Below are 19,639 nucleotides of genomic sequence, written 5' to 3'. Positions count from 1 at the left end.
ACGACAACGCAGACTGGCTCGCCGGGAGCCCCGCGAGCGAAGCGAGTGGGACTACGGCGAGTCCACTTCTTCACTCACTCTGTTCGTTCAATCGTGGACTCGCCGGGATTTGAACCGGAGCCAGACGTGCTCGCTCACTTCGTTTGCTGCGCGCGACTGGCAGGGTTCAAACCCCGTCTCGAACAGACACTCCGTCACGCGGCGCTGGCGACTCGCTCCGCTCGTCGCGTTACGCCGCGAAAAGTAGTGGACTCGCCGGGATTTGAACCCGGGGCCTCTTCCTTGCGAAGGAAGCGATCTGCCACTGATCTACGAGCCCGCACTCGACGAAAGTCCGGCACGGCACTTGAGCGTTCTGTTTCATCGCAGGGATGCGAACCCCTCTCGATGTCAGCGTGCGTCGATTCGCGTGCGTGCCGTCGGGAGCGCTGACGCTCCGCGTCGTTCGAACGGAGAGAGAAATCGAGAGACGAGGTTGCCTTAGCGCTCAGTCCTCGAGGACGATCTCGATGGAGACGTCGTTGGGGACCTGGATGCGCATCAGCTGCCGCAGCGCGCGTTCGTCGGCGTCGATGTCGATGAGACGCTTGTGGACACGCATCTCCCAGTGCTCCCACGTCGCGGTCCCTTCCCCGTCGGGGGATTTGCGGGTCGGCACTTCCAGCGTCTTCGTCGGCAGCGGGATGGGCCCGCTGAGGTTGACCCCCGTCTTGTTGGCGATTTCGCGGACGTCGCCACAGATGCTGTCGAGGTCCTCGGGACTCGTACCGGCGAGTCGGACGCGTGCCTGCTGCATCTGTTATCGCTCGTTGACCTCGAGCACCTTGCCGGCGGCGATGGTCTGACCCATGTCGCGGATGGCGAAGCTGCCGAGCTCGGGAATCTCGCCGGACGGCTCGATGCTGAGGGGCTTCTGGGGACGCACGGTAACGACCGCGGCGTCACCCGACTTGATGAAGTCGGGGTTCTCCTCTGCGACCTCGCCCGTCTTGGGGTTGATCTTCTGGTCGATGGCCTCGATGGTACACGCGACCTGCGCCGTGTGGGCGTGGAAGACCGGCGTGTAGCCGGCGGTGATGACCGAGGGGTGCTGCATGACGACGATCTGCGCCTTGAACGTCTCGGCGACCGTCGGCGGGTCGTCGGCAGGGCCACAGACGTCGCCGCGGCGGATGTCGTCCTTACCGACGCCACGGACGTTGAACCCGACGTTGTCACCGGGGCCGGCCTGCGGGACCTCTTCGTGGTGCATCTCGACCGTCTTCACTTCGCCGCCGACGTCCGACGGCTGGAAGGAGACGTTGTCACCGGGGTTGAGCGTTCCCGTCTCGATACGGCCGACGGGGACGGTACCGATGCCCGAGATGGTGTAGACGTCCTGGATGGGGAGTCGCAGCGGCGCGTCCGTCGGCGGCTCCGGCTTGGGCAGGTCGTTGAGGGCCTCGAGGAGGATCGGGCCGTCGTACCAGCTCATGTTGCCCGTGCGCTCGGCGATGTTGTCGCCCTCGAACGCCGAGATGGGGACGAACGTCGCGTCGTCGGACTTGAAGCGGACCTGCTTGAGGAGCTTCTGGACTTCCTCTTTGACCTCTCCGTAGGTGTCCTCGCTGTAGTCGACGACGTCCATCTTGTTGACCGCGATGATGAGCTCGTTGATGCCCAGCGTGCGGGCGAGGAAGACGTGCTCGCGGGTCTGCGGTGCGACACCGTCGTCGGCGGCGACGACGAGGACCGCGTTGTCGGCCTGCGAGGCACCCGTGATCATGTTCTTGACGAAGTCACGGTGGCCCGGGCAGTCGACGATGGTGAAGTAGTACTCGTCCGTGTCGAACTCCTGGTGGGCGATGTCGATGGTGACACCACGCTCGCGCTCCTCGGCGAGGTTGTCCATCACGTAGGCGAACTCGAAGCCACCCTTGCCCTTCTCCTCGGCCTCTTCTCGGTACTGCTCGATGACGTGCTCTGGTACGGAGCCTGTCTCGAACAGCAGGCGGCCGACCAGCGTACTCTTTCCGTGGTCAACGTGGCCGATAATGGCCAGGTTCTGATGCGGTTTGTCACTCATGGTGAAGTCACGCGCTAAGGCGCTCTGTGGGAAGCTTTTGCCTGTGACCCGTAAAACGATTTCGATACGCCACACGGCCGATTCCGGCGCTGTCAGGCGGTTTGTGCCCCGTCCGCATACGTCACGGAAGGGTCCTCACACCGCCCGCCACGGAGTGTCCTCCGCCCCCGAGCGATGGTCGACTCAGCACCCCACTCTCGTCGCTGTGGCCGTTGCTCTCGACGAGCTGTCGGATGACTCGCGTCCCCCCGCCAGCGACCGGTTCGTACGTTCGCCGCCGGTACTGGGGCCGGCCGCTGTCGGGCGGGAACGTGCGGAGAGAACGCTGGAAACGCGGCGCTGCTTACCGGTCCAGTCGCGTGACGTCCGCGAGGACGGCCGTCGCCGTCTCCGGTCCGCCCGCGCCGCGGCCGCTCACGTTGAGCTGCCCTGCGTGTTCGGTCTCGAACTGGACGATGTTCTGCGTTCCCGTCACCGCGAGCGCGCCGTGCTGTGGGACGAGTCGCGGCCCGACGCGCACGCGCTCGGGCGTCGCCTCGCCGATGAGGCGGATGGTCCGCCCGTCCTCCGTCGCGAGGTCGAGCGCGCTCCCGGGGATGTCCTTGATACCCGACACCTCGGCGTCGTCGAGACTGAAGACGTCACCGCCGCGTGCCTCGCTGAGGACGTTCGCGAGGATGACGCACTTCAGCGCCGCGTCGGTCCCCTCCACGTCGAAGGAGGGGTCCGCCTCGGCGACCCCGAGGTCCTGTGCCTCCGCGAGGACGTGCTCGTAGCCCAGTCCTTCCGCGGCCATCCGCGAGAGGACGAAGTTCGCCGTCCCGTTGAGGACGCCGCGGGCGGCGGAGATGTGTGCCGGACCGTAGTCGGCGATCGTCGAGAGGACGGGCATCGCCCCGCCGACGGTCGCCTCGAACAGCACGTCACCGGCGCTGTCTCGTTCGGCAGCCCGGAGGTCCGCGTAGCGCTCGGCGACCGGCCCTTTGTTCGCGAGCACGACGTGGCGGTCGCGTTCGAGCGCGTGCAGACAGTGCGAGAAGCCGGGCTCGGCGTCACCGAGGGTCGTCGGCGTCGCCTCGACGAGGACGTCGTAGTCGGCCGACAGCACGTCGTCGGGGTCGGCGTCGCCGACGACGCCCTCGCGGTTCTTCCGCGTTAACGCGGCTTCACCCTCGACACCGTCGCTGTCGACGACGCCCGAGGAGGAGTCGGCGAAAGCGACCACGTCGTGGCCGTACTCCGCGGCGAGTTCGACGACGCTGCCGCCGACGGCACCCGCACCGAGCACGGCGAGTCGCAGGCTCATTTCGCGCCCTCCGTGAGCGGTTCGATGACGTTCAGCTCCTTCTCGGCCGCGATCTCCCGGACGGACTCGAGTGCCGCTTCGGTCTGGCCGGGTCGCGTCGCCAGTCGAAGCCGCGCGCTCGAGGGCTCGTCGGTCCCTTCCGGGGCCGACAGCGACAGGTCCGACAGCGACGCTGCCGTCGACTCCTCGATGCGGTGGAGCGTATCCGAGAGGTCCGTATCCACGAGGTGACCGACGAGCAGGATGCTCAGCTCTTCGCCGTAGCGTTCCGCTCCGGCCTGGATGACGTTGATTCCCTCACCCCGCAGTGCGTCGACGATACCCTCGAAGCGGTCCGGTGGGCACTCGAGGTCGACCTCGACGGGAATCCGCCCGCGCGGAGTGATGTTCCCCCGCTCGTGGAAGATCGAGAGGAGATTCCCGCCGTTGTCCGCGATGGGTTTGAGCGCGGCGAGCAACTGTCCCGGCTCGTCGGCGAGCTCCAGACGGACGGTGTGTGCCTGTGGGCGCTCCCCGCCGTCGGTCTCGGGCTCCTGACGGGGCGCGTCGGCCTCGCCGGCCTCGTCGGGTTCGCTCGTGGCTTCGGTCACCGCCGCTCACCTCCCCGCAGGAGGGTACGGCTCCCCCCTGTTGTCCCCGGCAGGGAGCCCGCTGGTCGTCGCTCCGTGCCGATGCGTCTCGGGGAGTACGTACCCGTTCGCATTGTAGCAGGGTGTTCTGCGTCGCGGTATAAGCCTCCGTCGGTTGCGGACCGCGCTGCCCTCACGTCCCCTGGACGTTCCACGCCGGTGTGACAGCGCCGGTGTGACGGCGTCGGCACGGTCACCGCCCGCGTCCGCCTCGACCCGCCCCGCTCCGCTGTTCGCCTCCGCGGTCGACTGTGCGAGCCACAGCCCACGCCCGCTCACGTGGGTCGGCGGCGTGACGTCCGTCTCCCTCCGACGACGGCGGCCTCGGGTCCGGCACGCCGTCGCCGGTGTCGCGGACACCCGTGTGGACGACGACTACGGTCCATCGAAGCTCTCGACTGTCGAAACCACGGATAGTAGGCTCCGTTCGGGGCGCTCGGAGAGACGACTTCGCGACTGCTGTGTCGGCCGCACCGACACGCGAACGCGTCGGTCGCTGTGAGAAGAGAACGACGGTCGAAACGTCTGCGGCGGGTCCGAGCGGACCGGCCAGTCGTCGGCGTTAGATGTAGTCGACGGAGGGCGGCAGTTCGAGCTTCATGCCCTTCCGCTCGCGGATCTCCGTGATCTTCTCCGTCTGGAGGTTGTCCGCGAGGACGCGGAAGCCGGCGTTCTCCGTGTTCCAGGAGGCACGGCCCTCGGTGGCCGAGCGGATGTCCGAGGAGAAGCCGATCATCTCCTCGACGGGCGCGATGCCCTCGATGACCATGAGGTCGCCCTCCTGGTACATGTCGTCGACGCGGCCGCGGCGGCCCTGAATCTCGCCCGAGGCGGAGCCCATGTACTCCGAGGGGACGTCGATACGGACGTCCTGGATCGGCTCGAGGAGGCGGACCTCGCCGTCGATGAGCGCGCGGTGGACGGCCTCGCGAACGGCCGGGATGACCTGTGCGGGACCGCGGTGGATGGTGTCCTCGTGGAGTCGGGCGTCGTGGAGGCGAAGCAGCGCACCCTGGACCGGCTCGCCGGCGAGCGGACCGTCCTCGAGCGCCTCTTCCATCCCCTCGACGACGAGTTCCATCGTCTCGTTGAGGTGCTGGATACCCTTCGTGTCGTCGATGAGGATGTTCGTCCCGAACATGTGCTCGACGTCCTGGGACGTGTCCTTGTCCATGCCGAGTTCCTGCAGCGCCTCACGGCGCTCCAGTTCGGGCATGTCCATCGCGACGTCGCCGAGCTTGATGGCGTCGACGATGTCCTCCGAGAGGGGCTCGACGGTGATGTAGAACTTGTTGTGACGGTTCGGCGAGACGCCCTCGACCTCGCGGGACTCCTGCGTCGGGGCCTCGCGGTAGACGACGATGGGCTCACCGGTGTTGACCGGGATGCCCTGGTTCTTCTGGATACGCTGGGTGATGACCTCGAGGTGGAGTTCACCCTGCCCGGAGATGAGGTGCTCGCCGGTGTCCTCGTTGATCTCCACGCGGATGGTCGGGTCTTCCTTCGCGACCTGCTGGAGCGTCTGGATGAGCTTCGGCAGGTCGTCCATGCGCGTCGCCTCGACGCTCTTGGTGATGACCGGCTCGGAGATGTGCTCGATGGACTCGAACGGCGTCATCTCCACGCTCGAAACCGTGGAGCCGGCGATAGCGTCGCGCAGGCCGGTGACGGCCGCGATGTTCCCGGCGGGGACACCACGGTCGAGTTCCTCGCGCTCGCCGCCCATGAACACGCCCACTGATTGAACGCGGTTCTTGCCAGCGGTACCGGAGACGTACAGCTCCTGGCCCTTGCGGATGGTCCCGGAGAAGACGCGACCCGTCGCGATTTCGCCCGCGTGGGGGTCCATCGAGATGTCCGTCGCCATGAAGACGACTTCGCCGTCGTCGTCGACGTCGCGCATCTGGATGGCGAGTTCCGACTCGGAGTCACCGCGCCAGATGGTCGGGATACGGCGTGGCTGTGCTTCGAGCGGGTTGGGGAAGTGCTCGGCGACCATGTCGAGCACGACGTCCGACAGCGGCGTCTGCTCGTGCAGTTCCTGCCGCTGGTCGTTGCGCTCCATCTCGATGACCTCCGAGAAGCCGACGCCGGTCTCGGCCATCGAGGGCGCGGAGACACCCCACTTGTAGAGGGCGGACCCGAACGCGACGGTGCCGTCTTCGACCGACACGGTCCAGTCTCGGTCCTCGTAGTCCTGGGTCATCCCGCGGATGAGCTCGTTGACGTCGGAGATGACGTCGAGGAGCCGCTCTTGCATCTCCTGAGGCCCTTCCTGGAGCTCGTTGATGAGGCGGTCGACCTTGTTGATGAACAGCGCCGGCTTGACGCCCTCGCGGAGCGCCTGCCGGACGACCGTCTCGGTCTGCGGCATCGCGCCCTCGACGGCGTCGACGACGACGAGCGCGCCGTCGACGGCGCGCATCGCCCGCGTCACGTCGCCACCGAAGTCGACGTGGCCCGGCGTGTCGATGAGGTTGATGAGGTGGTTCTGGTCGTTCCACTCGTGGGTCATCGAGACGTTCGCCGCGTCGATGGTGATTCCGCGTTCTTGCTCGTCCTCCTTCGTGTCCATCGCGAGCTGCTGGCCGGCCGTCTCGTCGGAGATCATGCCGGCGCCCGCGAGGAGGTTGTCGGAGAGCGTCGTCTTCCCGTGGTCGACGTGCGCAGCGATGGCGATGTTCCGGATGTTCTCCGGTTTGTCCATCAGCTTCTCGCACTCTTGTACGATCTTCTTTCGTCGGCCCATTACCGAGTCTTACCGAAAGGAGGGACAAAAGGGTAGTGTTTTGCCGGAGACGAAATCGAGGGTCTGGAGCCACGCTGCGGGCCTGTGCCGGTGTTTAGCACGACCCTCGGTGAGGCACTCTGACAGGTCCCAGGCCGTCACCGACTCGCCTGTTCCGTCCGCCGACGGGGGGCAGAAGAATCATACCCGCGCGGACCGTGGTACCGGTACGCATGGATATCCGAGTACTGGGCTCCGCCCCGCCGGACCCGTTTCTGAGTGCGGCCGACCTGTTCGAGACCGAGTTCTCCCTCGAGTTGCCCGTGCGCGTCCACGTGCGCGGTGACCCCGACGAGCGGACCTGGGCGGGCCACTACCCCGACCACCACGTCCTCAACATCTCCCAGCAGGCGGCGACCAGTGCGATGGCGCGCGAACTCGCCCTCCACGAACTCGCCCACATGGCGCGCTACGAGGAGTCACACCCCTCTCACGTCCAACAGACCGAGGAGGCGCTCTTCCTCGCGCTCGCGGGGCGCTCCGTCGAACGGCGAAAGCTCGCGCACTGTTATCAGATCGCGAATCACATGAAGGACATCTACGCCGACGACCTCACGCTCTCGGTCGCGCCCGCGGAGAAACTCGTGCTCTTCTTCGAGTCACAACTCGCGGCGGCACTGTCGGACCGACCGGCGGCCCCCCGCCCCGACTCCCGGCGTATCTCCCCGGCCGCCGACCCCGAAATCACCGCCGTGAACGCGGCCTTCGCGCTCGCGCTCTGTGAGCGTCACGACCTCCTCGAACCGGGCCACCGCCTCTACGACCTCGCGCACGCCGCCGCCGACGACGCGCCCGAGGTGGGGCTCGACCGGTTCAAATCGCACTTCGCGTCACTCGCCGACGACCCCACCGCGAGCGACTATCGGAAGGCGCTGGTCGACGTCACCCGCGACTACTGCATCCGCGAACAGCAGGCCGCGGACTGAGCGGCCGCTCACCACCCGAGAGCGAGAACGAAAAAGACGAGAGACGAGGTTAGCGGGCGGCGGCGGCGACGCGCTCGCGCTCTTCCTTCTGGCTGATGGCGTACGACTGCATGTCGTAGTCGGCCGCGCCGATGAGGACGGTGGCGAGCGCCTCGGCGGCGCTCTGTTTCGACTTGTACGAGCCGCGCTTCGTGCCCTCGGCGATGAACTTCAGCGCCTGGTCGACACGGCGCTGGGGGGCGACGTCGACGGCCTGCGGGACGGAGATGCCACCGTACTTCAGGCGGACGGTCTCCTCGCGGGGTGCGGCGTTCTGAATCGCGGTCACGAGCACCTGCACCGGGTTCTCCTCGGTGCGCTCGTGGATGATCTCGAACGCCTCACGGACGATCTTCATCGTCTTCTGCTTGTGACCCGTGTTGTCTTCGGTCTGCATCAGACGGTTGATGAGCCGCTCGACGACACTGATCTCGGACTTCTTGAACTGTTTCGAGGCGTGGCGGCCCATCGTGTGGGCGATGGGGGTCACCGCGATGTATCGCTTCGTCGACGGGTCAGTGTACTCGATCTCGGAGACGTCCCAGACGCCGAACAGGAGGGCGTTCGAACGCGCCTCCTCGCTGTCGGCAGGGGACTCCGGCTCGGGGGCTTCCGCGTCGCTCATCTGACTGGCTTCTCCGCGTTCCCGCGCACGAGTTCGATCATCGAGACGCCGTTGACCTTCTCGACCTTGTAGTTGACGCCCGAGAGGTCACCCATCGCACGACCCTTCGCGCCACCGATGCCCGCGATGGTGACCTCGTCGTGCTCGTCGATGAACGAGATGGCACCGTCGCCGGGACAGAAGGCGGTCACCTGTTTGCCGTTCTTGATGAGTTGCACCCGGACACACTTTCGGATGGCCGAGTTGGGCTGCTTCGCTTCGATGCCGACCTTCTCGAGGACGATGCCTCGCGCCTGCGGGGCACCCTCGAGCGGGTCCGATTTCTTCCGGAGACCGCGTTCGCGTCGCGCGTACTTCGAGTCGGACCACCGACGCTGCTGGCGGTCCTGCTTGAGTTTGCGCGCGGCGTATTTGCCGTTCGCCATGGTAGCCTCCACTTCCTGATGGAGCTACTTAAGCCTCCTCTTTCGAACTCGGCGAGACGCCCGCAGCGACGCGTAGGACCCCCTGAGGAGGATTCTGAGGCCGTTTCGAACGGCCAGAACGACGCGCTCTCCGCGGCGCGCAGGTGACGAGCCGCCGGGAGAAATCGTCTCTCGGCTCTCCGCTCAGCCCCGCCGTTCAGCTCCGTTCTCTCTCGCGCTCGCGCACGTCGACAGACAGCTCACCCGAGAGCTCGTGTCCCGACGCCGGTCCCAGTGTGAGTCCCTCCTCGTCGAACCGCCGTTTCACCCGGCGGCGGAAGTCCGACTTGACCTCCACGAGGTTCACGTCCATCGGGTCGGACACCCAGTACTCCACCTGGAGCGTGGGCGAGGTTCCCCCGAACGCGACGATGCGCGAGGTGGGTGACGGCTCGTCGAGCACCCGCTCGTCCTCGCGGGCGGTCTCGACGAGCGTCATCAGCGCCAACTCGGCGTCGTCCGCGTAGGCGATGTCGAGCTGTTCGGTGATGCGGTACCGCTCTCTCCCGTAGGGTCGTGTGAGCGCGTTCGTCGTCAGCTCGGTGTTGGGGATGGTGATGGTCTCGTTGTTCACCGTCCGGACGCGAGTGACGCGGAAGTCGACCGCCTCGACGATGCCTTCGCCCCCCGGCCAGGCGATCCAGTCGCCGACGTTGAAGTCGCGGTCCGCGATGAGAAAGAGCCCCGACACGAGCGAGCCGATGACGTTCTGGCTCGCCGCGCCGACGACGAGCGAGACAGCGGCGATGATGATCGACGCATCGGTCAACACCCCACCGTACCCGGCCCCCACGACCCCCGCGACTATCGCGAAGACGACGACGAGGACGTGGACGTACGTCTCGGTGGCGGTTTCGATGGTCGGGTTGTTCTGGTTCCGCGCGTGGACGAGTCTCGTGACCGTCGGCAGGACGAGGAGTCGCCCGACGACGTAGACGAGTATCGCCCCCACGAAGAACCCCAGCGTCCGGACCGCGGCCTCCTCGAACGACTCCATGCCGACCGGCACTCCCGGGACCGTCTGTGCGACGAGGACGTGTTCCATAGAGCCTCTGGCCCCGCCGGGAGCAAAAACCTGTCAGGTGTGTGTCCGTCGAGCAGCGGCGATGGCGAGGCGGAGACGACGCCGTTCGTCCCGACTCTCGCGGCCGGTCTGTTCCGTGCGGACTCGCCGGACCGTCCGCTCACGAACGGGACGCTCGGCGATTCGAATCGGAACCGTGTGGCGTTCAGGTCAACTGGACGTCGTCGAGGTCCCAGTGCCGCCGCGCCAACTCCCGGGCGGTCCGGATGTTCTTCCCGCCGGCACCGATGGCGACGCCGCGGTCGGCGGCGTCGACCTCGACGTACGCCACGCGGTCGTTCTGCTCTGAGACCGTGACGTGCGTGACGACGGCCGGGGCCAGCGCGTTCGCGACGAACGCCTCGGCGGTGTCGGCGTCCTCGACGAGCGTGACCTCACGGCCGAGTTTCTCTTCGACCTGCTGGACGCGCCTCCCTCCCGGACCGATGGCCTGGCCCATCTCGCCCGCCGCGACGAGGAACGTCACGCGCCCACCGTCGTCCTCGTGGACGAGACAGTCCCGTGCGGTCGCGCCCGTGACGTCCTCGAAGAGGGCGATGAACTGCCGGGCGGTGTCAGAGAGGGTGACGCGCATCGCTGTCTCGACTCCTGGTCAGTCGTCCGACGGCTCGGGACTGGCCGTCGCGTCGGTCTCGGGCGTCTCGACGTCGGCGTCGATAGAGCCCATCCGGAGGTTGACGTCGCCGGTCCCGATGGCGACCGGCTTGCCGACGATGACGTTCTCGATGACGCCGTCGAGGTCGTCCATCTCGCCGTGGATGGCCGCGTCGAGGAGGTGGTTGACCGTCACCTCGAACGCCGCGCGGGCGAGGACGGAGTCCTTCGAGCCCGAGATGCCGTGGCGACCGATGGACTCGATGGTCCCCCGGTTGGTCATGATGTCCGCGACCAGCATCAGGTGGCGGACGTTCACGTCGTCGAGCCCCTGTTCTTCCAGCGTCTCCATCGTCTCGTTGATGATGGCCTCGCGGGCGGCCTCGACGCCGAGTTGACGGTACACCTCGTGGATGTTGTTCGACGTCGAGCGGGTGCCGTCGACGCCCTCGATGGTGAGCACGTCACCGAACGCCGACCCCTCGGTGTAGAGGACGAACTCCTCCTCGTCGTCGTCCGCCTCGGTCTTCTCACGACGGATGACGACGCGGGAGACCTCCTCGATACCCTTGAAGACGATGTCGCGCAGTTCCTCTACCAACTGGAGGAGCTGACGGTACGAGGGCTGCTTCGGGCCGAACTCGATGACCGTCCCCATCCGCGTCGTCTCGACGCCGAGGGCGTCTTCGATCTCCTGGGCGATCTCCTGGGCGACGGTTCCGACGTCGTCCGCCGTGGGCCACCGTTCTCGAAGGGTGTCCTCGTTGAGGTCGATGTTGACGAGCATGTCCGCGACGTTCGTCGACACGTCACCCAGCGCGAGGATCTTCGTCGCCTCGATCTGCCAGACGACCTCGTGGGCCACGTCGCGCTCGCCGTAGTCGGGGTCGTCGACCTCCGCGATTCGTTCCTCGATGTGGTCGGGGTCGAGGTAGACGGTCATCATCGGGGTGTCCGGCGTCTTCCGCGCGTCCACCAGTTCGATGAGCCGGGGGAGCCCCTGCGTCACGTCGATCTCCGCGACGCCCGCGTAGTGGAACGTGTTCATCGTCATCTGCGTCCCGGGCTCGCCGATGGACTGCGCCGAGACGGTCCCGACCGGGTCGAGCGGGTCGACCCGCGTGTCGAGGTACCGCGTCTCGGCGGCGCGGGCGATCTCGTCCGCCTGCTCGACCGTGACACCCTCGCGTCGCTCGACGACCTCGTACACCTGCGTCTTCAGCCGACGCGGGAGTTCGGTGTCCTCGACGACGACCTCGATGTCCTCGGTGACGTACTCGTACTCGGTGGTGGGGTCGACGTCGTCAGTCATCCGACTCCACCCCCAGGCCCTGCGCCTTGTCGAGTCCTGGCCCCGCGTACTCCGAGAGGTTCGTCGGCGGCTCCGACTCACCGAGGAAGCGCGCCTTCTCCTCGTCGGAGGCGAACTCGGCCTCGATGACGCGGTCGGCGATGTTCTCGATGTCGATGCTGTGTTCCTCCTTCGAGGAGACCTTCACGGGCGAGGTGCCGTCCTCGCCGAACTCGAACTGGACGACGGTACCCGAGGTGTCTCGGACGGAGCCGTCGTACTGCGCCTCCAACTCGGACAGGGCGTTGATGAGTCGGCGCTGGAGGTAGCCGGATTTCGAGGTCCGGACTGCCGTGTCGACCAGCCCCTCGCGGCCACCCATCGCGTGGAAGAAGAACTCCCGCGGGGTGAGCCCCGCACGGTAGGAGTTCTCGACGAAGCCGTGGGCGTCGGCCGAGAGGTCGTCCTTCTGGTAGTGGCTCAGCGTGCGGTCCTCGTAGCCGCGGTTGATGCGCTCGCCGCGGACTGCCTGCTGGCCGACACAGCCGGCCATCTGCGTGAGGTTCAGCATCGACCCACGCGCGCCCGAGCGAGCCATGATGACGGCCGGGTTGTCGTCGGTGAAGTGGTCCTCCGCGATCTCACCGGCGGAGTCACGCGCCTTGCCGAGGCGCTGCATGATCTTCATCTCGAGGGTCTCGTCGACCGTCCTTCCGGGTAAGGACTCGAGCTCGCCCTGTTCGTACACCTCGATGAGCTCTTGAATCTGCTCGTACGCCGAGGCGATGGCCTCGTCGACCTGCTGGTTCGCCGCCTCCGGGATGGACTCGTCGTCGATCCCGATGGAGAACCCGAAGTGCATGATGGCGCGCATCGCCAGCGCCGCGACCTCGTTGATGAACACGCGAGCACGCGTCTTCGAGTACACCTTGGTGATGGTGTCGACGACCTCGCCGCCGAAGGCACCGACGGCGTCTTCGTCGATGGTCCCCTCGACGAGTTGGCCGTCCTCGATGACGACCGTGTCGCCCGCGGACGAGTCGAACTCGAGGTTCAGGTCGTCGGGCAGGAGCTCCGAGAAGAGCTGTCGCCCCGTCCAGTAGGGGGTTCCGTCCTCCTCCTCGCCAGTGGGTGCGGGCAGTTCGTCGATGCTCGTCGCTCGAAGCAGGTCGAGCGCCTGCGTCTCCGAGAAGTGGGGGTTCTCGTGGGTCAGCAGGTACGTGCCCGAGATGTGGTCCTGGATGGCACCGATGATGTTCTCACCGAACCTGGGTGAGAGAATCTGCTCTTGGACGCGCATCAGGACGCGCGCCTCCGCACGCGCCTCCTCGTTCTGCAGCGCGTGCATGTTCATCTCGTCGCCGTCGAAGTCGGCGTTGTACGGCGGACAGACGACGGTGTTGAGCCGGAACGTCTTGTACGGCATCACGACCACCTCGTGGGCCATGATGGACATCCGGTGCAGCGACGGCTGTCGGTTGAAGATGACGATGTCGCCGTCGATCAGGTGACGGTTGACCTCCCAGCCGAGTTCGACCTTCTCCGCGAGTTCCTCGCAGTTCTTCTCGGTCACCTTCAGCCGACGGCCGTCCGGCCGTCGGACGTAGTTCGCGCCGGGGTGGCCCTCGGGACCGTTGCGGACGAACTGTCGCGCGTTGTCGATGTTGCGCTCGGTGACGTTCATCGTCTGCGTCATCTCGCGAGCGACGCGCTCGGGGACGCCGACCTCGTTCAACGAGAGGGTCGGGTCCGGCGAGATGACGGTCCGAGCCGAGAAGTTCACGCGCTTCCCGGACAGCGAGCCACGGAAGCGCCCTTCCTTGCCTTTGAGGCGCTGGCTGAGCGTCTTCAGCGGCCGCCCGGAGCGGTGTCGCGCCGGCGGCGTGCCCGAGATTTCGTTGTCGATGAACGTAGTGACGTGGTACTGCAGCAGTTCCCAGAGGTCCTCGATGATCAGTTGCGGGGCACCGGCCTCGCGGTTCTCCATGAACCGCTGGTTGATGCGGATGATGTCGACCAGCTTGTGGGTGAGGTCGTCCTCCGACCGCTGGCCGTTGTCCAGCGTGATGGAGGGACGGGCGGTGACCGGGGGGACGGGGAGGACGGTGAGGATCATCCACTCCGGCCGCGCGCGGTCGGAGTCGACGCCGAGCACCTCGATGTCCTCGTTCGGGATGTCCTCGAACCAGTCCCGAATGTCCGAGGGCATCAGCTTGTTCATGTCTTCCTCGGTGAGGTCGACGCTCAGCGCCTTCTCGATCTTCTTGCGGGCGTCGGACTTGGGGCGGAAGGTCCCCGAGAGGATCTCGTTGACACGGTCGAGCGGGATGTCAGTCTTCTCTGCCAACTCTTGCGGAGCCATCCCGCGGTCGTCCTCGTCGTCGGGGTCGGGCTGCATCGCCTGGGCGATGCGCTCGGAGTAGTCCGCCGCGAGCACGTCCTGGACCTCGTAGTACGTGGTCGGCTTCTCGTGTTTGATGTCGTGCTGTGGGGCGCTGCAGTCGGGATGGGGACAGCGCTTGGCCTTCCGCGCCTGTCGCACGGCTGCCTTCAGCGCGTCGTTGGGGTCCTCGCCGAGTTCTTTCGCCCGCTTCAGCTGCTGGCGGTACTCCTCGCGCTCTTCCTCGATGAGCGCGAGTCGACCACACTCGCGGCAGGTCGACCGGAGCAGGCGGCGGATGAGCTTCGTGAAGCCCACGTGGATGACGGGGGCGGCGAGTTCGATGTGGCCGAAGTGGCCGTTACACGATCCCGAGTGTTGCCCGCAGGTCCGACACTGCAGGCCGGGGTCGATGACGCCCAGCCGGGGGTCCATGAGCCCCATGTCGATGGGGTAGCCGTCGTCGTCGTAGGTGTCCGCGGTGATGACCTTCGTCGCGGACATATCGCGGTACGTCTCGGGGTCCATCAGCCCGAAGTGGATGCCGCCGAGTTCCTTGGGTGTCTGCATTGACATGTGTTGTGGGTGTGTGGGTGGAGGGAGGGTTAGACTGCGTCTTCGAGTTCGAGCCGCGGTCGGATGCCGAGCGCGACCATCTCGTCGAGGAGGAGTTTGAACGCGTAGCTCACCTCGATCTCGTGGATGTTGTCCTCGTCGCCGGTGATGGGGTCGTAGATGCGGCGCTGGTCGACGTCCTCGACGGCGACCATCCCGGTATCGGCGGAGATGTAGACGTCCTCTCTGTCGGAGGAGTCGAGCAGGCGCTCTTTGAGCGCCATCGCGGCACCGTGACCGATGAGCACCTCACGCTCCATCTCGCCGACACGGAGGCCACCCTCGCGGGCGCGTCCCTCGGTCGGCTGGCGGGTGAGCACCTGCACCGGCCCGCGCGAACGGGCGTGCAGCTTGTTCGACACCATGTGGTACAGCTTGTGGTAGAAGATGGTGCCGACGAAGATTTCGGCCTCGATTTTCTCGCCGGTGACGCCGGAGTACATGACCTCCTTGCCCGACGACTTGAAGCCGTGGTCTTCGAGCGCGCCGCGGAGTTCCTCCTCGTTCTCGCCCTGGAAGGCAGTCCCGTCGACGCGCCGTCCCTCGAGTGCGCCGACCTTTCCGCCGAGCATCTCCAGCACGTGCCCGACCGTCATGCGCGACGGGAGGGCGTGGGGGTTGAGCACCAGGTCGGGCACGACGCCGTCCTCGGTGAAGGGCATGTCCTCCTGTGGTGCCAGGTGTCCTACGACGCCCTTCTGGCCGTGACGGGACGCGAACTTGTCGCCGAGTTCGGGGATACGCTGGTCGCGCACCGAGACCTTCGCCAGCTTGGAGCCGTCCTCACCTTCCATCAGCGTCACGGTGTCGACGACGCCGGACTCGCCCGAGCGCATCGTCACCGAGGTCTCGCGCCGCTTCTGTGGGCTCAAGCCGCCCATATCGTCCGGCTCTTCGAGGAAGCGCGGCGGCGACGTCTTCCCGAGCAGGACGGAGTTCTCGTCGACGACCGTCTCGGGGTTGACGAGGCCGTCCTCGTCGAGGTGGGTGTACGCGTCCTCACCGCGCGCGCCGCGGACGTCCTGGCTCGGAATCTCGAAGCGGTCCTCCTGTCCGCCGGGGTACCGGCGCTCTTCGCCCTCGTAGGTCCGGAAGAAGTGCGAGCGGGAGAGACCGCGTTCGACGCTGCCCTTGTTCATGACGAGCGCGTCCTCGATGTTGAAACCCTCGTAGCTCATGACCGCGACACAGAAGTTCTGCGCCGCGGGACGCTCGTCGAACCCGATCTGCTCCGTGGTCTGGGTCTTGACCATCGCCAGCTGCGGGTAGTGCAAGAGGTGCTGGCGCGTGTCGGGCCGGATGCGGTAGTTCGCCGCGGGCAGCCCGAGCGACTGCTTCATCATCCCGGCACCCATCGTGATGCGCGGCGACGCGTTGTGCTCGGGGTACGGAATCATCCCGGCACCGATCCCGAAGATGAGCTGCGGGTCGATCTCGAGGTGCGTCGTGTTCTGCTTGTCGGGGTCGTCGGGGTGGTACTCGATGTCCTCCTCGTCGACGGCGACGAGGATGTCCTCTTCCTCCTCGGCGTCGATGAACTCGACGAGGCCGCGGTCGACGAGGTCGTCGAACGCGATGTCACCGTTGTCGACCGCCTCGATGTGTTCGTCGTCGAGCAGCGGTTCGCCCTTCTCGACGACGATGAGTGGACGCCGGGCGCGTCCGGCGTCGGCGTTGATGATGACCTCGCGCGTCCGGTCTTTCACCGAGACGTTGACCATCTGGGAGACGTCTCCCCGTCGTCGTGCTTCGCGGATCTGTTCTGCGAGCTCGTCGGGGTCCTCGTGGGTCCCGACCAGGCTCCCGTTGACGTATACTTTCGCTTCTCGTGCTTGCGCCATTGTTTAATCGTCCGCCGGTGTCGTCGGTTCGACGCCCTCGAGCCCAGGCATGCCCTGCACGCCCATGTGTGCGAGCTCCCGTTTGAGCGCCTTCTCGTCCTCGACGTTCTGTGACAGTTCCATCGCCTGTGCGAAGTTCTTCACCAGCCCGCAGTTCGGCCCCTCGGGAGTCTCGGAGGGACAGATGCGACCCCACTGGGTCGCGTGCAGGTCGCGCGCCTCGAAGTGCGGCTGCGAGCGCGACAGCGGCGAGCGCAGCCGCCGCAGGTGCGACAGCACGCCCATGTAGTCCGTCCGGTCCACCAGCTGTGAGACGCCCGAGCGCCCACCGACCCAGTTCCCGGTGGCGATGGGGTGTTCGAGGCGTTCGGTCAGCACGTCGGAGCGGACGACGGTGTTCACGGTGAGGTTCCGGTTCCGCATGTTCGCCCGCTCGAGCTGGTACTTCACGTCGCGTGCGAGCTTGTTCAGTGCTGTTCTGAAGAGGTCGCGCATCAGGTCGCCCGACACTTTCAGCCGCTTGTTCGCGTAGTGGTCCTTGTCGTCGGACTCGCGGCGGCCGAGCGCGAGCTCGAAACACGCCTCGGCCATCCGGCAGAGGTAGTACGACTTGTTGATACGCACTTCCTCCTCCTCGACGCCCTCCTCGTGGAGGTGCGGCAGGAGGTAGCGGTCGATGACGTAGTTGGCGCGCTTGAGCTGGTAGTTCTTGCCCTGCCCGCCGGCGACGCGCTTGCCGAGCGCCTCGATGGCCTCTTCCTCGGTCTGGACCGGCGCTTCCTCTAAGTTCTCGAGCATGAACTTCACGATTTCGGGGTCGTCCGAGACGCGGTGAACGATCTCCTCGTCCGACTCGAGACCGAGTGCACGGACGAGCGTGACGAAGTTCACGGAGCCCGAAACCGAGGGGAACGAGACTTCGAGCAGCCCTTCGCGGTTGCGCTCACAGAGGACGAGCGCGCGGTACCCGCGGCGCTGGGAGAACGTCTTCGCGACCTGGATCTCGTCGCCGTACTTCGTGTCGTACTCGGCGAGGATCTTGTTCGGTGCGAGGTCCTCCGAGGTCATGAGGACGCGCTCGGAGCCGTTGACGATGAAGTAGCCGCCGGGGTCGACGGGGTCCTCGCCGATCTCGACGAGGTCGGCGTCCGAGAGTTCCGAGATGTTGCACTTCCGGGAGCCGACCATGATGGGCATCCGGCCCACCTTGGTCTCGGTGGAGTCGAGGACGACCTCCTCTTCCTCCTCGCCGCCGCGGACGATGGACATCTCCATGAACACCGGCGCGGCGTAGGTGATGTTGCGGAGGCGGGCCTCCTGGGGGAAGAGGAGTTCCTCCGAGCCGTCGGCCTCGCGAACGCGCGGGGTCTCGACACGAATGTCACCGAGTTCGACCCACACCGGCTCTTCGCCCTCTTTGTCGCCGATGTCGGTGTCGATGGTCTCTTTCTCGTCGACGACTTCCTGCATGCCGCGGTCGAGGAAGTTGTTGAACGAGCGGAAGTGGTGTTCTGCGAGCCGTTCCTGTGAGAAGTACTCTCTGGAGATTGTGCGTCGTGACTGTCGATTCATTCGATCACCAATCGGTAGACGACCGCTGTGTCTGTCGTTCGCGAGTCGCGGACGATCTCGATGACGTCGCCGACCTCGGCCTCGTCGGGAAGCGCCGGGTCGGACGTGCGGATCTTCGGGAGATTCACCCGCTCGACGTCGTACTCGGCCATCATCTCCTCGACTTCGGGTTCGTCGAGGATGGTATGCTCTGGGACTAGGGTGTGTTCGCTTACGTTGACCATGGATGTCGGGGTGGATGGGAAGAAGCTCTCACGAGATACTACAGCGGGATTCTTGGGCCAGCCATTTAACGCTTGTCAACTGGTGCGGGTAGCGCCGCTCACCGACCACGAGCGGACTGGTAGCTACACACACGGAAACCGGAAGTAAATGCCTTACGGAGCGACCGACGATAGCGTCTCACACGCCGTGTTCAGATGGGAAGTCTTATTTACGAAACCCGGATACTGGAGAGTGCGTAGTGCCCGGATGGTGTAGTGGCCCATCATACGACCCTGTCACGGTCGTGACGCGGGTTCAAATCCCGCTCCGGGCGCTGTCGTTTCACTTGCGGACTGGCTAGCCCGGATGGTGTAGTGGCCCATCATACGACCCTGTCACGGTCGTGACGCGGGTTCAAATCCCGCTCCGGGCGCTCTTTGTTCCAAACTCCCCAGCGAGGCGTTTCATCGCCGAGCGAAAGCGAGTTCGGACTGTGAGCCGAGCGAGCGGGTTTGAAACAGGGAGTAGAGCGAACGCAGTGAGCGGAACGACCGTGGTTCACAATCCCGCTCCGGGCGTTTCTGCCGAACACAACACAGCAAGCGACCGCTGTGCGTGTCGCTCGCCACCTGTAGAGTCGCACAGACGCGACGAAGAGATGTGACCCTGCGAGACGAGCGGAGCGAGTCACGACGACCTCCCCGGCCGATTCGCACCTGCCGTTCGCGACCCCTCGCCCGCCCGCTGCTGCCGACCCCACAACCTTTCTCCCCCACCCTCGAATCCCGCCCCGTTCGATGTCTCCCCCCGAAGCTGGCGACGTCCACGTCGTCGAGCGCACGTTCGACCGCGAGGAGGTCTGTGAGTTCGCCGCCCTCTCGCGCGACACACAGGCAATCCACACCGACCGCGACCCGCCGATGGTCCACGGACTGTTGACGGCGACGCTCTCGACGGAGATCGGCGGTGAACTCGCGGTCCTCGCCCGGACGATGACGTTCGAGTTCCTCACCCCCGTCTACGCCGGCGACACCGTCCGTTGTGAGTGGACGACGGAGCGCGTCGAGACACGGACGGACCGGTACGACCTGACGGCGACTGTCGAGTGCCGCCGCACCGCGAGTGCGTGGGCCGACGCGGAGGAGCGAGTCGTCCTCCGCGGAGAGATCGCGGGGCTCGTGTGGCGCTCGGACACGGACACGGACGGCTGAGGCCG

General features: G+C 66.2%; 16 protein-coding genes and 3 tRNA genes. 4 read left to right on the top strand and 15 right to left on the bottom strand.

Translation table 11 applies throughout. The annotated features are described in order from the left end of the window. Window positions 1-247: 247 nt before the first annotated feature. From E6N53_RS13775 to E6N53_RS13750, 6 genes are all read right to left on the bottom strand, one after another. A tRNA-Ala gene (locus tag E6N53_RS13775) sits at window positions 248-319 on the bottom strand. A gap of 168 nt (window positions 320-487) precedes the next feature. Next, window positions 488-796, bottom strand: a complete 309-nt coding sequence (gene rpsJ, locus E6N53_RS13770; protein ID WP_103424097.1) for a 30S ribosomal protein S10 — start codon at window positions 794-796, stop codon at window positions 488-490. 3 nt (window positions 797-799) lie between these two features. Continuing rightward, window positions 800-2,065, bottom strand: coding sequence for a translation elongation factor EF-1 subunit alpha (gene tuf / locus E6N53_RS13765; protein WP_136590671.1), 1,266 nt, complete (start codon window positions 2,063-2,065; stop codon window positions 800-802). A 343-nt stretch (window positions 2,066-2,408) separates the two neighbouring features. After that, entirely contained in the window at window positions 2,409-3,371 is a 963-nt protein-coding gene (locus E6N53_RS13760; protein ID WP_142860124.1) for a homoserine dehydrogenase, read from the bottom strand. Then, window positions 3,368-3,961, bottom strand: a complete 594-nt coding sequence (locus E6N53_RS13755; protein WP_142860122.1) for an amino acid-binding protein — start codon at window positions 3,959-3,961, stop codon at window positions 3,368-3,370. The genes E6N53_RS13760 and E6N53_RS13755 overlap by 4 nt, the downstream gene beginning before the upstream one ends. Before the next feature lie 601 nt (window positions 3,962-4,562). Then, complete coding sequence (locus tag E6N53_RS13750; protein WP_136590668.1) at window positions 4,563-6,749, bottom strand: elongation factor EF-2; 2,187 nt, start codon at window positions 6,747-6,749, stop codon at window positions 4,563-4,565. A gap of 212 nt (window positions 6,750-6,961) precedes the next feature. Here E6N53_RS13750 and E6N53_RS13745 point away from each other — a divergent pair, with 212 nt between their 5' ends. After that, window positions 6,962-7,714, top strand: a complete 753-nt coding sequence (locus E6N53_RS13745; RefSeq protein ID WP_142860119.1) for a DUF5781 family protein — start codon at window positions 6,962-6,964, stop codon at window positions 7,712-7,714. Window positions 7,715-7,763: 49 nt separating this feature from the next. Here E6N53_RS13745 and E6N53_RS13740 read toward each other — a convergent pair whose 3' ends face one another. The 9 genes from E6N53_RS13740 to E6N53_RS13700 all read right to left on the bottom strand — a co-directional run bounded on the left by E6N53_RS13740 (window position 7,764) and on the right by E6N53_RS13700 (window position 18,443). After that, window positions 7,764-8,378: a 30S ribosomal protein S7 gene (locus E6N53_RS13740; RefSeq protein ID WP_142860116.1), complete on the bottom strand. Its 615-nt coding sequence runs from the start codon at window positions 8,376-8,378 to the stop codon at window positions 7,764-7,766. Continuing rightward, complete coding sequence (locus tag E6N53_RS13735; RefSeq protein ID WP_103424116.1) at window positions 8,375-8,803, bottom strand: 30S ribosomal protein S12; 429 nt, start codon at window positions 8,801-8,803, stop codon at window positions 8,375-8,377. The genes E6N53_RS13740 and E6N53_RS13735 overlap by 4 nt, the downstream gene beginning before the upstream one ends. A gap of 196 nt (window positions 8,804-8,999) precedes the next feature. Beyond that, complete coding sequence (locus E6N53_RS13730) at window positions 9,000-9,887, bottom strand: mechanosensitive ion channel family protein (RefSeq protein WP_142860114.1); 888 nt, start codon at window positions 9,885-9,887, stop codon at window positions 9,000-9,002. 184 nt (window positions 9,888-10,071) lie between these two features. Beyond that, window positions 10,072-10,500, bottom strand: a complete 429-nt coding sequence (locus E6N53_RS13725; protein ID WP_142860112.1) for a NusA-like transcription termination signal-binding factor — start codon at window positions 10,498-10,500, stop codon at window positions 10,072-10,074. An 18-nt stretch (window positions 10,501-10,518) separates the two neighbouring features. Next, window positions 10,519-11,832: a DNA-directed RNA polymerase subunit A'' gene (gene rpoA2, locus E6N53_RS13720; protein WP_142860110.1), complete on the bottom strand. Its 1,314-nt coding sequence runs from the start codon at window positions 11,830-11,832 to the stop codon at window positions 10,519-10,521. Further along, a complete protein-coding gene (locus tag E6N53_RS13715; protein WP_136590940.1) occupies window positions 11,825-14,761 on the bottom strand; it encodes a DNA-directed RNA polymerase subunit A' in 2,937 nt (978 codons plus the stop codon). Before E6N53_RS13715 ends, rpoA2 begins: the two co-directional genes overlap by 8 nt. Window positions 14,762-14,796: 35 nt before the next feature. After that, a complete protein-coding gene (rpoB, locus tag E6N53_RS13710) occupies window positions 14,797-16,647 on the bottom strand; it encodes a DNA-directed RNA polymerase subunit B (protein WP_136603088.1) in 1,851 nt (616 codons plus the stop codon). A 3-nt stretch (window positions 16,648-16,650) separates the two neighbouring features. Further along, a complete protein-coding gene (locus E6N53_RS13705) occupies window positions 16,651-18,219 on the bottom strand; it encodes a DNA-directed RNA polymerase subunit B'' (RefSeq protein WP_136590661.1) in 1,569 nt (522 codons plus the stop codon). Continuing rightward, a complete protein-coding gene (locus tag E6N53_RS13700; RefSeq protein WP_142860107.1) occupies window positions 18,216-18,443 on the bottom strand; it encodes a DNA-directed RNA polymerase subunit H in 228 nt (75 codons plus the stop codon). The genes E6N53_RS13705 and E6N53_RS13700 overlap by 4 nt, the downstream gene beginning before the upstream one ends. Before the next feature lie 241 nt (window positions 18,444-18,684). Between E6N53_RS13700 and E6N53_RS13695 the strand changes: the two genes are divergently transcribed. From E6N53_RS13695 to E6N53_RS13685, 3 genes are all read left to right on the top strand, one after another. Further along, window positions 18,685-18,757, top strand: a tRNA-Asp gene (locus E6N53_RS13695). A 26-nt stretch (window positions 18,758-18,783) separates the two neighbouring features. After that, window positions 18,784-18,856 (top strand) — tRNA-Asp (locus E6N53_RS13690). A gap of 364 nt (window positions 18,857-19,220) precedes the next feature. Continuing rightward, on the top strand, window positions 19,221-19,634 hold the full coding sequence (locus E6N53_RS13685) for a MaoC/PaaZ C-terminal domain-containing protein (protein WP_142860105.1): 414 nt from the start codon (window positions 19,221-19,223) through the stop codon (window positions 19,632-19,634). Window positions 19,635-19,639: the final 5 nt, after the last annotated feature.

Source organism: Salinigranum halophilum (assembly GCF_007004735.1).
Lineage (GTDB): Archaea > Halobacteriota > Halobacteria > Halobacteriales > Haloferacaceae > Salinigranum > Salinigranum halophilum.
The sequence above is the reverse complement of the archived record's forward strand: the minus strand, read 5'-3'. Positions and strand labels throughout refer to the sequence as shown.